Source organism: Sporosarcina pasteurii (assembly GCF_041295575.1).
Taxonomy (GTDB): Bacteria; Bacillota; Bacilli; order Bacillales_A; family Planococcaceae; genus Sporosarcina; species Sporosarcina pasteurii.
Window position 1 is genome coordinate 1,746,736 of record NZ_CP160452.1, and the last position, 15,211, is coordinate 1,761,946.

Consider the following 15,211-nt stretch of genomic DNA (forward strand, 5'->3'; position numbering starts at 1 on the left):
AATAATAATTCATTATTAGAATTATGTTATATGAATAACCCACTTGGCAGAATTATGTTTAGCCAGTGTACAAAGATAAAATACACGCATATTATCGTCACTGTTCCGATAAGTATTGATTTTCTCCAGGAATTATTCTCAAAATAGTAGAGCGATCCTATTAGGAATAATCCTAATGTGGTTAGCATTCCAAGTTTATTGATTAAAAACAAAGTTAAATAGAAAGTTAGTGCCAGTAGAAATTGCTTTATAACTACTTTTTTTATAGGCAAGTCTTCGGCACTAGCAGCTGTTGATTTATTACGTGAAACGCTCCAGACGTAATATCCGACTAGAATTAGCAGAATTACAGCCAGGCTACGCGGTAAAAATGCACCTCCTACACCACCGACAGTAGAAAACATTTCATATTGGAACGAGGCGATAAGAAAAACAGCAACAATAATTAATAAAAGAAATGAAAAGGAACGCTCTGCATATGCCATGTTATTCACTCCTACCTCATTTTTTATAGAGGTTAGAATAGAGCTTCCATTCTAACCCCCTTTATATCCAAAAAACCAATCTCATTTTTTGAAGGTATCTGAATATTCCTTGTACAATGAACCTTCTTCTTTAATATAATTTGTATATTCTTCGCTTCCCATAAATTCATTCAACAGTCCCGCTTGATCAATATATTCATTCCATTTATCGGTTTCCACCATCTTTTCGAATGCAGCCTCCCAATATTCCCTTACACTATCTGAAACAGTTCCATTCATCCAAAAACCTCTTGGCCTGTAGTATGTTACATCTACCTCCTTTTCTACAAGGGTTGGAACATCGGAAAATCGCTCTACTCTTTCATCTGTCATGACAGCCAAAAGTTTGATATTTCCTTTTTTTAGATGATCTGTTGCCAATTGAGGCACAACGAATGTTGCGTCGGCATCTCCTCCTAGTAAAGCTGTTAGTGCAGCATTCTCACCTTCCATCGGGACGATAGTCGGGCTGTCTGGTGCTCCAATTGCATTAGCAATTTTACTCCATTTCCAACCGACTCCTCCAGATAAAGATGTTGCCGAGCTAATTACAATAGATTTGGGATCCTTCTTCATCGCAGCAAGGAAATCCTCAATTGTTTCAAACGGGGAGTCTCCTGGTACGGCAATAGTTTGGTAATCTGTTGCAACCGAAGCAATTGGGGTAAAGTCTTCAATTGTTAAATCTCCATCATTATTCCATAAGCCCAAGCCATATTCAGGAATTGCTTCGAGGGTATACTTATTGCCTTGTCTTGCTTTAAGCTCCCGCAATGCAATAGCCCCGTCTGCACCTGTCATATTTTCCACAATAAAAGATTGCTCTACTATACCTTCAACATTTAACGCTTCAACCATGTATCGAGCTGAAAGATCTGTCCCTCCGCCAGCTCCATAACCAACAAGAACTTCAACTGTTTGATTTGGATACCCTTCGGGTAATGTTCCATCATCTGAACTAGCACTCTCCGCACTACACGCTGACACCAACAACAAACCGGCTATCAGTAAATACATTAAAAATCTTTGATTATAGGCAAACATAAAATCCCCCATTTCTATTTAATAGCTACAAGTTAGTCCGATTATCAATATTATTGTGACGAGTAATTCCAATCCAAACTTTGCTACTACAAAAGTTTTAAATTTGGGATATTCAGCAAGGAAATTTAACACGACCCGTTCTTTACCGATAATCCATGAAGATTAATTGATTTGAATAAATAGTTTATAAGAGACCTATATTAGCTACACATAAATCCCTCCTTTTCGATTCTTTTACCCTCTACCCACTAGTATTGCAATTATCATGCCAACATTGCTAACCCCCCGCAAGATAGCTTTCAATGAAATGCAGCGCTAATATTTGTTTCAATTTAGAATGGCTGGTGATTCGTTTTGAAACAAACAACTAAGTTATCTTTTATTCAGGATTATAAGAACGGTTCCAGTCTAATCTAGTAAACGTAGTTTCACTCCTTTAACTTTCTCCAAAGTGTTGCCCGGCTAATCCCCAATTCTTCTGCTGCCTTCCCCTTATTGTTTGAATGTTTAATAAGTGCAGCCTTGATGAGATTTTTCTCATTCTCTTCTAAATTCAACGTCTCGGGACGCGGTTGTTCGAAAATCGATGTCGGGGCTATCGCTTGTTGCATCAATTTCTTTAAGGTTTCCTCATTCAGCTCCTCTCCTGTAGAGTAAACTTGAAACCTTTCTAATATATTTTTCAGTTCTCGTATATTCCCCGGAAATGAATAATCATTAAGAAGTCTTAACGATGATGACGTGAGCAAGCGTTCTTCATTAATATTTAATTGCCTGAAATAGTCCCTTGCAATTTCCTCAATATCTTCTCGCCGTTCCCGGAGGGGTGGTACAGAAAGCTGAAGAACACTAATTCTATAGTATAAATCCTCCCGAAACTTTTGTTCTTGTATTAATCTCATAAGATCTTTATTCGTGGCAACAATGACACGAATATCAACAGATATCACTTTATTGCCACCAATCCTCATCACCTCTTTTTCCTGAAGCACCCTTAAAAGCCTAGATTGGAGATGAATAGGAAGTTCACTAATTTCATCAAGAAATATAGTTCCCTTATCAGCAATTTCAAATAAACCCTTTTTTCCTCCTTTATTAGCTCCTGTAAATGCCCCTTCTTCATATCCAAACAACTCACTGTCCAATAAACTTTCCGGAAGGGCTGCACAGTTAACCGCGACGAATGGTGCTTGACTACGCTTGCTTGAATGATGAATACTTTGTGCAAATAGCTCTTTTCCAGTTCCGGATTCCCCTTGAATTAGGACAGGGCTATTTACCTTACTAAACTTTTTCGCAATTTCTTTAGCCTGTTTTAATCTTTCACTAGAGCCAATAATATCAATAAATTCATATTGCGACTGCAAAGATTTTTTATTAATCATCCTGCGAATGTCTAATTCCTGCTCTTGAATTTTATTCACATCATCAATGACAAATATTTCTCCGACTTTTTCTTTTTCTATATACACAGGCGATCGATTTGCAACTAATTTAATTCCCTTCCAATTAAACACTACAGACTTTTCGTCAATCTCTTCGGAGGGTAAATGAAGCTCTTCTATACAGTCACCAATAAAATGATTCAAAAATTGATCTTTATTTATACCTAGAAGTTTCTCCGCTGAAGTACTAACACTGGTAATTCGATAGTCTTGATCCACACTAATGACGCCACTTTTACTAATCCTAACAACTGTTCTAAAAAGGGCAGATTGTTCCATCTCGTTACGATAAATAGTTAGATATTTAACCGCCATCTCAATTGATTCCCGCAAAGCAGCCTCTTTGTAGAAAAATAAACTTTCCACATCATATTCTTCTGCAACTTTACTAGCAAAACTACCTCCAATAATTTTACTAATGCCTTTTTGGCGAAGATCCTTAAATATTTTAATAAGTTCTTCCAATGTGTCAAAGCTAAATTGAGATATCTTGAAGTTAAAATATTTACTTAAGACATCGATGTCTTCCAACTTCGCTTTATAATTAATAATAGCGATCTCGTCATGTTGTTTTTCCTTAGCTAGTTGTATAAGTGATTCAACATAGGACACTTTCACTGGAATAACCATGTTATCAAGCTTTTGTTCCAAAAACTCAGCACTTTGCCCTCCGCTAATAATAATGGTTGATTGATCGAACATTTCTTTTGAGACAGTTTCATCACTATTTAACAAATGTTCCATTGGACTTTCAACAATCTCTACTTCTATCCAATCTGGCAAGCTTAGTTTCTTCAGAACATTAGCAGCTAACAGAGAAAATTGACCAGAACCAGAAATGGCTATTCTTGGATACATAATACATTCCTCCCCTTTTAAGTAACATATTGAAATCCCTTTGTATCATTATGAAATACTTTACACTATTCCGAAAATAATGACAATCTCACTCGGAGATGATTGATTATTGATTCAAATGCAACCTAGCAATGTTTACATATTATTTATTTAACCAAAAAAAGTGTTTTGCAAGTGGCATGGAACTTGCATAGATATTACTGTACAGGGAAGCCAAGCTATTGGAACATTGGAATAGTTAGGCTTGGCTTGGTTTACTAACCTTGAATAATAATAGGTCCAAAAAAGAAAGGGAGATGTTCATGAAAAAAGATTCATTAGTTGTAACTAAGTCCAATAACATTGCAACAATCTATATCAATAATTTAGAAAAGAAGAATGCCATGACACTTAATATGTGGAAGAAAATACCAGTTCTTCTATTAGACTTGGAAAATGATCAAGATATCAATGTCGTTATTATTCGTGGAATAGATGCGAGCGCATTTTCTTCCGGGGCTGATATAGAAGAGTTTGCCATTGAACGTACTAATGCGGTAAATGCGTTGAATTACGACACACATGTTACGAATGCAGGAGATGCTATAGAGAACTTCAGTAAGCCAGTGATAGCGATGATTGAAGGACCTTGCATCGGCGGGGGTGGTGAGCTTGCACTTGCATGTGATTTAAGGTTTAGCTCTGTGACGGGAGTATTTGGCATTACCCCTGCGAAAATCGGGCTGGTCTATGGTGTTCCACAAACAAAACGATTGGTTCACACGGTTGGCCCTTCGCGAGCAAAAGACATCCTATTTTCAGGCAGATTTTTTGATGCTAAAGAGGCATACCAAATTGGATTTGTTGACCGTGTTTATAAAGAGACTGAAATCGTTGAAGAAACCTATAACTATGCAAAACTACTTGTGAACAGATCGCAAGAAACAATTCGCGGTGCAAAAAAAATCACTAACTCCATTCTTGACGGTATGGATGAAAGCAAGTACGAAAATGAACAGATTATCCTGAACTCTTATAGCGCTCCAGACATTCAAGAGGGTATCGCCGCATTTATCGAGAAACGAACTCCTAACTTTAATCGTTCTAAAGTAGGGCAATAATCTAGCACATTGTTTATTGGACATGATAAATCTCATTAAATTACAGACGGGAGCTGTTTACTATGCCATTAAGTAACATTAAAATCATTGACCTTACCCGCCTACTAAGCGGGCCATACGCAACGATGATGATGTCTGACCTGGGTGCTGAAGTCATAAAAGTTGAAACGCCTACTGGTGATGATACACGCCATCTTGGTCCACCATTTATACATGACTGGAGCACCTACTTCCTGAGTGTTAACCGAAATAAAAAAAGCATCAGTTTAAACCTTAAGACTAGTAAAGGAAAGGAAATTTTACTAAAACTTATTGAAAAGGCAGATGTTGTAATTGAAAACTTCAGACCTGGAACACTGGAACGCCTTGGGTTGTCTTACGAGGTTCTTAAGGAAAAAAACCCGAAAATTATATTGGCATCGATTTCCGGATTTGGTCAAAAGGGAAAGTACTCCCAAAGACCGGGCTACGATGTATTGGCACAAGCAATGGGCGGCCTAATGTCTGTCACCGGCGAAAAAGACGGTTCACCATTGAAGGCTGGATACTCATTTGCAGATTTAGGCACAGGCATGTGGGCAGCATTTGGCATAATGGTAGCTCTTTGGGAACGCAACAAATCAGGAAAGGGACAGTGGATTGATGCTTCTCTATTGGACACTATTATTTCCTGGCAAACCTATCTTGCAAGCAGTTATTTTGCAACAGGAGAAAATCCGGAAGCCGTTGGAACCGAACATCCTAACATTGTTCCTTACCAAACCTTTCAAGCGTCAGATGGCCACTTCGTTGTTGCTATTGCAACTGATCATATGTGGACTACTTTTACTCATAAAATTAACGTTTCAGCTTTAAAAGATGCACGATTCAATAAAAATGAAGGAAGAGTCATTCATCGGGAAGAGCTCATCCCAATTCTAGAAGATATATTCAAGCAAAAAACAATAAAGGATTGGGAAGAGTTCTTCCTGGAAATTGAAATCCCGGTTGGACCTGTCAATCAGTTATCAGATATCTTGAATGATTCTTACGTTGAGGAACGGGGTATGGTATTTGAAGAGTATCATCCTGAGATTGGCAAACTTAAAACAATCGGTGTACCGCTTCATTTTTCTAGAAAATCAGGAAAGATTCGGTCCTTTCCACCTAAACTAGGGGAACACACAAAAAGCATTTTAGAAGACCTCAAATACTCTGAAGAAGATATACAGGAATTTCTAGATGATGGGATTGCTATCGCTTGTGATAATATCAAGTCTGCTACTAAACAAATGACCTGATTAGGGCTGTAGGTTCTTCCAATACCTAAGACAAAGAATTCAAAAACGCCTGGTTCATACAGATCCAAGCGTTTTTGAATATGGAATCTAATGCTTCTATGTGATTGTGATGGCTACCACTTATCAAATCTTTCCTAATTCCCCCCAATGCCTTAACGCCGCATCAATCGAAACCAATCTTTTCAGATGTTATTTTTTCGCAATCAGTAATAAACTTATTTAATCCATCCTTAATTTTGTATTGATGATATAAAATAATCTCACAAAGCTTATGGATAACCTGGTCTACTTCATTTCTAGCATTTATACAAGCCACATTAATACACCTTTCACATTTGATAAAAGATGTTCTGATTTAAATCATCTCGTTTAAGATTGTTAAAAAGGCGCTCTACTTTCTCGTTGATCTGGCAATTATTTTTGTTTAACAAATAAATATACAAACCAGGTTCAGTACGAATATAGCTATAACCCATCATTATTAATTTAGAAGTGTATTCGTAATACTGACTTTGGGTTATCTTTTTTTCAATAAATAAATAACGTACAAAATCCATGACGTTAAATGTTTCTATATTGTGTTCTGCTGCATATTTATCAAATAAAAAATTATCAATCATTAATGATGCCGAACCTTGTCGACATATCAAAATCGGGTTTTCAATACTTTGAATAAAGTTCTTTTCTTTTGAGTTGTTGCCGTCAAATACTGCCATACCTATCTTTTTACAATTTTGGTCAATCCATTGAATTATTTCCCCTAGTGTTTCAATCTCCTTTTGAACTACTTTAGATGTTGCCTCTTGTGAATAAATCCTCCCGTCTTGGTATGAAATGGTTTTAATTCCTTCATCCCCAGTAAGCAATATATCTGTGTGTTCTTTATACAAATCCAAATAACACTTTTGGTCAAAATAAATATAATATGTGTTTAGAAGCGAATATCCTACTAAACTATGCAATATTTTAACTGAATTATAATACTGTTGAGGGATAAACATGAAAAAGATTCTATACTACATAGGTACGATTTTACTTTGGCTATGTATAATATTTAGTTGCTTTCTGGTTGTTATTTACACATTTGAATTGTTAACCGTACCTAGTTACGATCCTCTCGGCCTTTGGTGGAACCGAATAGTTGAACTAATGTTTAGTTCGTTTAGTGCATGGATATTTTGTGTTTTATTTATGCTTCCACACCTATTGACTAAACCTAAAAAAGAAAAGACTATCAATAAATTAACTAAAATAATAAAATAGACCCTCTGTAATATTATCGATAGTTCCAAAAAAGAAACCCTTAAAGGGGTTTCTTTTTTTCGGAACTATCACATCAGTTGAGCTGATAAGCAAAGAGCTAAAAATAACTGTCTTAGTTGATTAAAAACTCGATTGTTTTGAAAACCATCTTTAACTTTCCTAATAAATTGAATAACCAAAAGTCAATATAATCTTCAAGCACTGCCCCTTCCCCAGATTCATCTCCTAGCCACAGCGCTGGTAATCTGTTCCCCCATCTATGAATATCGCACCATACTTACATCTCTTAAAATCATAGCTATGTGTTAATTCAATGATATCGTCGCACTTTTTGCAACGAACTTTGTTTACCAATATTTTTTCATAAGACCGCTCCTCCTTCGTGGAAGATCTATAAAGATGACGCTACTACATGTCATGATGAAAGAAGTGACCAATCATGAGATTAGCATTAGCGAATGATTCATACATCTTAAAAGAGACACACGACGCCATCATTTCTCTTGAGACATTAAAAAGCTCGCCTTCAAAAAAATCAAACGACGAGCTTTTCTATTTATTATTGTGTCGGTGTTTTAAACTCCTCCGAACCTCCCACCCCCAACCCGCTCTTTTACCCTATCTTATTTCTAAAAATCATATGCATTTTTTAAAAACAAACTCTCCACTAGTTTTTGGCAATTAATTAGCGTTAAATTTACATTTATATATACTATATCTGATAATACCTCTCACATAAATAAAACAAACCTACCGTAACGATAGGTTTGTTCTAGGCTATTTTATAGAACGATATTTTCTTGTTCGCCTTTTTCCCATTTAACAATATTGTTAAATGTAATTTCGGCTCTTCTTACCATCGCCTCATCTGTTGCATATCCGACATGCGGCACCAGAACAGTATTCGGAGCATCTAGAATAGGGTAATCTGCAGGAACTGGTGGCTCCATATCCACTCTATCTAAACCGGCACCAGCGATTGTTCCATTGTGCAGTGCTTCTGCCAATGCATCATTATCAACAATCGGTCCAACTGCTGTGTTGATCAAGAACGAACTCTCTTTCATCAATTCTAGCTTGTCTTTATCAATTAAGTTTTTGGTTTCATCTGTAAGCGGCGTATGTATCGTGACAATATCACTCGTCTCTAGGACTTCATCTAATGACTTATATTCTACACCTTGATCTATCAGTTCTTGCTTTTCGCTTCTATTATAAGCAACGACGCGACAACCATAAGCTAAACCTAATTTAGCTACTGAGCCACCTATGTCTCCAGTACCTAAGACGCCTAATGTTTTGCCATTTAATTCAGTCTGTCTGTAGCCATTCTTTGTACCTCCCTCTCTAGTGACACCATCTAAAGGTACAATACTGCGTAACAACGCAGTGATAAGTCCAAAAGTAAGTTCTGCTACAGAATGTGTGCTATAACCTGCGGCATTTGAGACTTGAATCTTTTTCTCTTTACACTTTTCTAAGTCGATATGATCATAACCCGTGAAGGCTACTGAAATATATTTTAATTTATCTGCAGCATCGATTACTTCACCACTTAGTGGCATATTAGCGAGTACTAAAATCTCTGCATCTTTGATTCTCGTTTTAAGGGTCTCATCATCTGTTTTTCCATCATCATATACAACTAACTCATGGCCATTATCAGTTAAAGGTTTTGATATTCTATTGAACTCTTCATCACTAATTCCTAGAGATTCTAAGATTACAATATTCATTCTTTATCTTTCCTCCATTTTTCTATAGTTACACTTAATAATATTGTTAACTTGATATCTAAGCAGCATATGATTATTCAGACATCTTTTAAAAATTTAAGGAATAATTTTTCGGGTTGTTTCTGCAAATCAATTTTTCACCATTTGATTTGGGTGGGCAGGAGATCTTAGGTTATTATTCATCATACTCTACAACTCCTATTATATCATGAATATCCATACATTTGTAGTGAATTTTCAGAATAACCTTTAGCACAGGTACTTGAAAGTGAATCTTTTTTTAGCACAGGCCCCGTCACTACGGGGGTCTTTCGACTTTCCAGACAGAAAAAACCCCGAGTTTTGGATCATACCCGGAGTTTTACTGAAGTACATATGGAAATAACGGTTTTGTCAAGATAGTTGTCGCATATAGCTCTTTTCCTAAATTAGCTACTTATTCGATTTAACTTCATCTTCGAACTATATATTTACTCTTCCTTTGGTTTCCATCAAATGCAACAACCCTTATTTTACCCTAACACAGCTTGATCGCTTTCCAGTTGTTTTCCCCGTATACGTTGGAATTCGTCCATTAAGTTTTTAATCGTTAGCTTTCTTTTCTCTTCCCCGCTCACATCAAAAATAATTTTCCCTGCATCCATCATAATTAAACGATTCCCCATATCGAGTGCTTGTTGCATATTATGCGTCACCATCAACGTCGTTAATTGGTAGTTTTCAACAATTTCAGACGTTAAATTAGCAATGAGTTCTGCACGTGCAGGATCGAGTGCTGCAGTATGTTCATCCAATAATAAAATATCAGGCTCTGTAAATGTTGCCATTAATAATGATAGTGCCTGTCTTTCTCCACCAGACAATAAACCTACTTTTGCATTTAATCTATTCTCCAATCCTAAGTTCAACGTTCGTAACGCTTTCTTGAAAAATTCTCGACGTTTTTTCGTCACGCCAAGCCACAATGTTCGTTTTTTATTGCGTGAATAAGCAATCGCTAGATTTTCTTCTATCGTCATTTCTGGTGCAGTTCCTGCCATAGGGTCTTGGAAAACACGTCCAATATATTTTGCGCGCCTATATTCTGGCAAATGCGTGACTTGTTTCCCATCAATCAAAATATCCCCAATATCGGCAATGAGATTACCAGAGATAATATTCATTAAAGTGGATTTTCCAGCACCATTTCCACCAATGACCGTAATAAATTCCCCCTTTTTTAATGTTAAATTTGTGTTTTTTAAAGCTTGTTTTTCATCCAACGTTCCTTCGTTAAAAGTAATTTCTATATTGTTAAGCTTCAACATTTTTAACATGACCTACCTTCAATGCGGCACGTTTTGCGAGTCGGCGCTTTTTCTCTCTTTGCACTTGTACAATTTTTGGTGTCACCAATGCTACAATGACAAGAATGGCCGTAATGAGCTTCATATCCCCTGTATCTAAAAATTCAACTCGAAGCGCCAATGCAACGACTATCCGGTAAATCACTGCACCAAGAATTATAGCCAATGTTGCCCTTGCAACTGTTTTTGCACCAAACAATGCTTCGCCGATAATGACCGAAGCAAGCCCAATAATAATCATCCCTATTCCCATACCAACATCCGTAAACCCACCATATTGTGCAATTAAAGAACCTGACAATGCAACAAGCCCATTCGAAATTCCTAAACCGATGATAATTAATGTATCCGTATTTGCTGAAAAACTACGACTCATCACTTGGTTATTTCCTGTGGCTCTTAGCCCTAATCCAATTTCAGTTTTCAAGAAATAATCAATGATTACTTTCATTAGGATCATAATGATAATCATCAAAAACACAATGCCCCACGTCGCCGGTAATCGTTCGATTCCCATAGAGCCCAATAAATTATTAATGACACCATCAATTCCCGTTTTCTCCCACACTTCGATGAACTGATTTTTTAAAGTAGACTCCCTTGATAAAGATAAATTGGGTTTCCCCATGATTCTTAAATTAATAGAATAAAGCGCAATCATCATTAAAATTCCAGAGAGTAACGCATTAATTTTTCCCTTTGTATGTAGTAAGCCCGTTACACAGCCCGCGAGAAACCCAGCGAATGCCCCAAGGATTGTCGCAAAAATGGGTGGTACCCCATTTATAATTGAAATTGCAGTAACTGCACCACCCGTGACGAAACTTCCATCTACTGTTAAGTCAGGAAAATTCAATATTCTGAAAGTCAAATAGACACCAATCGCCATAATCGCATAAATCAAACCTGATTCAACAGCACCAAATAAAGCTAAAAACATCGCCATTTTCACCTCATTACTCTCTTTTTATCGATAGAAAAAACTACATCTTTGAATAGATTGTAAATTAAAGAGGTAGTGATTCACTACCTCCGACTTGTTATTCTATAATCTCTGCATCGTCCCAGTCTGTATCCCATTCAATTCCTTGTGCTTCTGCCGCTTCTTTATTAATAAACAACTTTAACTCTGGCGGATATTCAGCACTAATTTCACTTGGTTTTTTACCATCTTTTAAAATTTCCGCTGCCATTTCTCCCGTGCGATAACCAATTGAGTAATAATCGAATCCATAGGATGCAAATCCACCTAATTCCACAGAATCTGGTTCCCCTACAATTAATGGGATTTGTTGTTCGTTGGCAATATCTACAACGCTATCTAATGCAGAAACGACTGTATTATCTGTGAAAACATAAAACACATCAATATCTCCGACTAGTGACATGGCCGCTTGTTGAACATCCGCTGACGTCGCAACAGTTCTTTCAATTAACGTTAAACTTGTTCCGTCTGCAATCTCTTCAATGGCTTTCATTTGCGCAACAGAGTTTTGCTCGCCTGCATTATAAATAATTCCAACTTTTGCATCTTTAAAATATTGATCAATAAATTCAATCGTTTTTCCAATTGCATCTGGATGTAAATCAACAACACCTGTAATATTTCCGCCTGGACTCTCCATCGATTCAATAAGATCAGCATCTACTGCATCTGTCACAGAAGTAAACAAAATCGGGATATCACTCGTTGCATTTTGAGCACCCAAAGCACTTGGCGTTGAGTTTGCAAAGATTAAATCGACACCATCCGCAACAAACTTATCTGCAATAACTGCAACATTATTCATATCATTTTGTGCACTTTGATAATCAATTTCCGCATTGATGCCTGCATCTTCAATGGCTTTCTTAAATCCTTCAGTCGCAGCATCAAGCGATGGATGTTCTAATATTTGTGTCGCACCAATTATGTATTTCTCACCGCCGCTATCGCTTCCACTTTCCTTCTCACCGTCACTTCCACAAGCAACCAAAACAAACATACTGATTACCGCAAGAATCGTTAGCTGTAAAGACTTTTTCATCTGCCTATTCCCCCTATGTATAATTATCAGAAACTTCTAAACTTGTCGATTTATATATTATACTAGGAAGACCCCCTAGAATCAAGATGATTCTGTATTATCACATTTTATGGAAAACAAAAAGAAGGCAAGTCGCCAAGCTTCCTTTGAGCGACATATGCGAGCTTTCCGATCCCTTTAGATATGATACTTCATTACATTACCACCTAAGAGCGAATCAAGTCATTATGCGAAATAGCAAACATGTTATAATGGAAAAAACACGTAGATTGACAAGGAGCGGACACGTTGAGGTTGAATCAATATATTAGTTCTTCGGGATTTTGTTCCAGAAGACAGGCGGAACGCTATATTACGGCTAAAAAGGTTCTAGTGAATGGTGAGATTGCGTCACATGTTTATTTTGTTGAAGAGGATGATCATGTTGAAGTAGACAGTCACACCATCACACATACGGCACAAGACATTTATATGATACTTAATAAACCGAGTGGGATCACTTGTACTGCCTCCCCTGCTATTGCCGGTAATATTATCGACTTTATTTCCTATCCTGAACGGATATTTCCCGTTGGACGCCTGGATAAAGAAACAGAAGGTCTCATTTTATTAACCAATGACGGGAGTATTGTAAACGACTTAATGAAAGACGAGAATCAACAGGAAAAAGAATATGTTGTAACCGTCAACAAAAAAATAACGGATACGTTTATAAAAGATTTATCAAACGGTGTAGACATTTACAATCCGAGAACAAAAGGCTATACGACGACTAACCCTTGTACCGTTACACAGTTGGACAATTTTACGTTTCGCATAACGTTAACTCAAGGATTGAATCGACAGATCCGTAGAATGTGCAGACGATTTCAATATACTGTCACGCACTTGCGAAGGGTTCGAATCAAGCATATTGAGCTTGGATCATTAGAGCGTGGCCAGTGGCGTTACTTGACTGAAGAAGAGATAGCGAAGTTAAAATCGTGATACTTTTTTAAAAAAATCCTGACAACGCTAATGCGCTGTCAGGCTATTTCACATTAATTTTAGGTACCTGTGTTACAAACATTCACGTTAATTCACACACATGCACAATCATACATCCTGCATTCGGTAGATATCAGCTTCGATGGTTATCTATACATTTATAGCGTATTACCAGAATATTTTTTGACATAGGTACTTTAATCAATTTCATAATCCAATCCATTCGCTGCGCCGATTCAATATAAAGTTGAGTTAAACCGTTCTCAACTATATATTGTATCAACTTAGCGGATTTAAGTAATTATGAAATTGACTCACTTGGCAATAAAAAATCGGAAATGTTTATTATCTGTCGGAAGACTTTATTTTAGTTAGACAATTCTTTCACCAACAACCCCACTACTTCCACATGTGTAGAGTACTGACGGTAGATTATTAAAATTTAAAATGAGATGTAGTGGTGCTTACAACAAATCATTTTTAACGTAAATAAAGGATTCCCCATCTTTTGAAAGCATGGTTTATTTCTATTTTAATCAAATCTAAAAATATAAATAAAAAGAAATTATTATTTTTCATGAAAACTCTTCGAATATATAAATACGAAGATACAATGTACTTTGTAAGATTAAACAAATAGTACTACACACACTTAGCGAAAACCGCGGCGGGTATGTAGCCACTTTAAAAGTCTTTTATCTAGGAGGAAAACAGACGACAAACCAATAAAACCTAATCCAAATGTTCATTAACGAACAATAACATTACCTGAACAACAAATAAACAATTGAAAGGATATTGAAATCTTTGAAAAACTTACAATCTGATGCGGCAATTTATTGTCGTACTAATTCTTTGGAAAATATGAAGCAGCTACAAAATCTGGTAGCCTATGCTAAAGTAAATGGTTTAAATCCAATCATCTTAACTGATTTAGCTAGCGGAGTAGGATATCGACCATCTTTAAACTTGTTATTAAAATTGATTCGCAGTAAGGAAATTAATACAATTATTATAAGGTCATATACACGACTTTCACGGGATAAAAATGAACTTACAGCGATTTTGGATGAATTTAAAAAATACAATGTAAAGATCATTTCTACTGAGATGCCAAACGAGGTTGTTCATCAAAACATCAGACAAACAATTCAATGGACACTTTCAAATTAGTTATTCATTACCAAATTAATCATTCAAAGCAGACTTTCTTTTAAAGGAGGTCCGCTTTTTTTTTATAACCATCCCCGAACACATTCAATGGGTAGATAGAGCGCCGACGTTTAATGATATTATTAAAAATGGCAAACCATCGACCTTAACAACTGCCCCCGCGGTTTATGCAGTGATTGACATAAAAACAATTTGCTTAAATCACTACCCTCATTCTTTCCATGGCCTTGGGCAGTTCAGCCAAACATTTGGGGTGCCGGTTACGGTGGGATTTCAACCTACGTCTTGTAGGAATGCTTTCGCATCAAGGTTTTATAGGTATTTTTTCTTTTAAAAATCTTTGCCCATGGTTTTGACTATGTTAATAAAAATTGCTTATGGAGACGAGAGTTAATGTTAATGCTCTTTACTTCATAATATTTCTGATA

Annotated in this window: 12 protein-coding genes; 4 read left to right on the forward strand and 8 right to left on the reverse strand. The window is 36.5% G+C overall.

The window, feature by feature from the left end; all coding sequences use genetic code 11:
* Positions 1-26: 26 nt before the first annotated feature.
* The 3 genes from AB1H92_RS08150 to AB1H92_RS08160 form a co-directional block, all read right to left on the reverse strand.
* On the reverse strand, positions 27-485 hold the full coding sequence (locus AB1H92_RS08150; RefSeq protein WP_115360765.1) for a tripartite tricarboxylate transporter TctB family protein: 459 nt from the start codon (positions 483-485) through the stop codon (positions 27-29).
* Between the two features lie 81 nt (positions 486-566).
* Positions 567-1,568, reverse strand: coding sequence for a tripartite tricarboxylate transporter substrate binding protein (locus tag AB1H92_RS08155; RefSeq protein WP_166739504.1), 1,002 nt, complete (start codon positions 1,566-1,568; stop codon positions 567-569).
* A 428-nt stretch (positions 1,569-1,996) separates the two neighbouring features.
* Positions 1,997-3,871, reverse strand: a complete 1,875-nt coding sequence (locus AB1H92_RS08160; RefSeq protein WP_115360763.1) for a sigma 54-interacting transcriptional regulator — start codon at positions 3,869-3,871, stop codon at positions 1,997-1,999.
* Between the two features lie 302 nt (positions 3,872-4,173).
* Between AB1H92_RS08160 and AB1H92_RS08165 the strand changes: the two genes are divergently transcribed.
* Complete coding sequence (locus AB1H92_RS08165; RefSeq protein WP_166739505.1) at positions 4,174-4,971, forward strand: enoyl-CoA hydratase-related protein; 798 nt, start codon at positions 4,174-4,176, stop codon at positions 4,969-4,971.
* A gap of 62 nt (positions 4,972-5,033) precedes the next feature.
* Positions 5,034-6,251 carry a CaiB/BaiF CoA-transferase family protein gene (locus tag AB1H92_RS08170; RefSeq protein ID WP_115360761.1) on the forward strand — a complete coding sequence of 406 codons (1,218 nt, stop codon included), beginning with the start codon at positions 5,034-5,036 and terminating at the stop codon, positions 6,249-6,251.
* Between the two features lie 329 nt (positions 6,252-6,580).
* On the opposite strand, the gene AB1H92_RS08175 is transcribed toward AB1H92_RS08170, so the two are convergent.
* The 5 genes from AB1H92_RS08175 to AB1H92_RS08195 all read right to left on the reverse strand — a co-directional run bounded on the left by AB1H92_RS08175 (position 6,581) and on the right by AB1H92_RS08195 (position 12,623).
* A complete protein-coding gene (locus AB1H92_RS08175; protein WP_134268494.1) occupies positions 6,581-7,141 on the reverse strand; it encodes a PIN domain-containing protein in 561 nt (186 codons plus the stop codon).
* Between the two features lie 1,155 nt (positions 7,142-8,296).
* Positions 8,297-9,250 carry a 2-hydroxyacid dehydrogenase gene (locus AB1H92_RS08180; protein WP_115360758.1) on the reverse strand — a complete coding sequence of 318 codons (954 nt, stop codon included), beginning with the start codon at positions 9,248-9,250 and terminating at the stop codon, positions 8,297-8,299.
* Positions 9,251-9,762: 512 nt separating this feature from the next.
* Positions 9,763-10,557, reverse strand: coding sequence for an ABC transporter ATP-binding protein (locus AB1H92_RS08185; protein ID WP_115364070.1), 795 nt, complete (start codon positions 10,555-10,557; stop codon positions 9,763-9,765).
* The gene (locus AB1H92_RS08190) at positions 10,544-11,536 is read right to left on the reverse strand and encodes an ABC transporter permease (protein ID WP_115364069.1); all 993 of its coding nucleotides are present in this window, start codon (positions 11,534-11,536) and stop codon (positions 10,544-10,546) included. Before AB1H92_RS08190 ends, AB1H92_RS08185 begins: the two co-directional genes overlap by 14 nt.
* A gap of 100 nt (positions 11,537-11,636) precedes the next feature.
* Positions 11,637-12,623, reverse strand: a complete 987-nt coding sequence (locus AB1H92_RS08195) for an ABC transporter substrate-binding protein (protein ID WP_115360757.1) — start codon at positions 12,621-12,623, stop codon at positions 11,637-11,639.
* Between the two features lie 288 nt (positions 12,624-12,911).
* Between AB1H92_RS08195 and AB1H92_RS08200 the strand changes: the two genes are divergently transcribed.
* Together AB1H92_RS08200 and AB1H92_RS08205 are read left to right on the forward strand one after the other, a co-directional pair.
* Entirely contained in the window at positions 12,912-13,610 is a 699-nt protein-coding gene (locus AB1H92_RS08200; protein ID WP_115360756.1) for a pseudouridine synthase, read from the forward strand.
* 807 nt (positions 13,611-14,417) lie between these two features.
* Positions 14,418-14,783, forward strand: a complete 366-nt coding sequence (locus AB1H92_RS08205) for a recombinase family protein (RefSeq protein WP_115360755.1) — start codon at positions 14,418-14,420, stop codon at positions 14,781-14,783.
* Positions 14,784-15,211 lie beyond the last annotated feature (428 nt).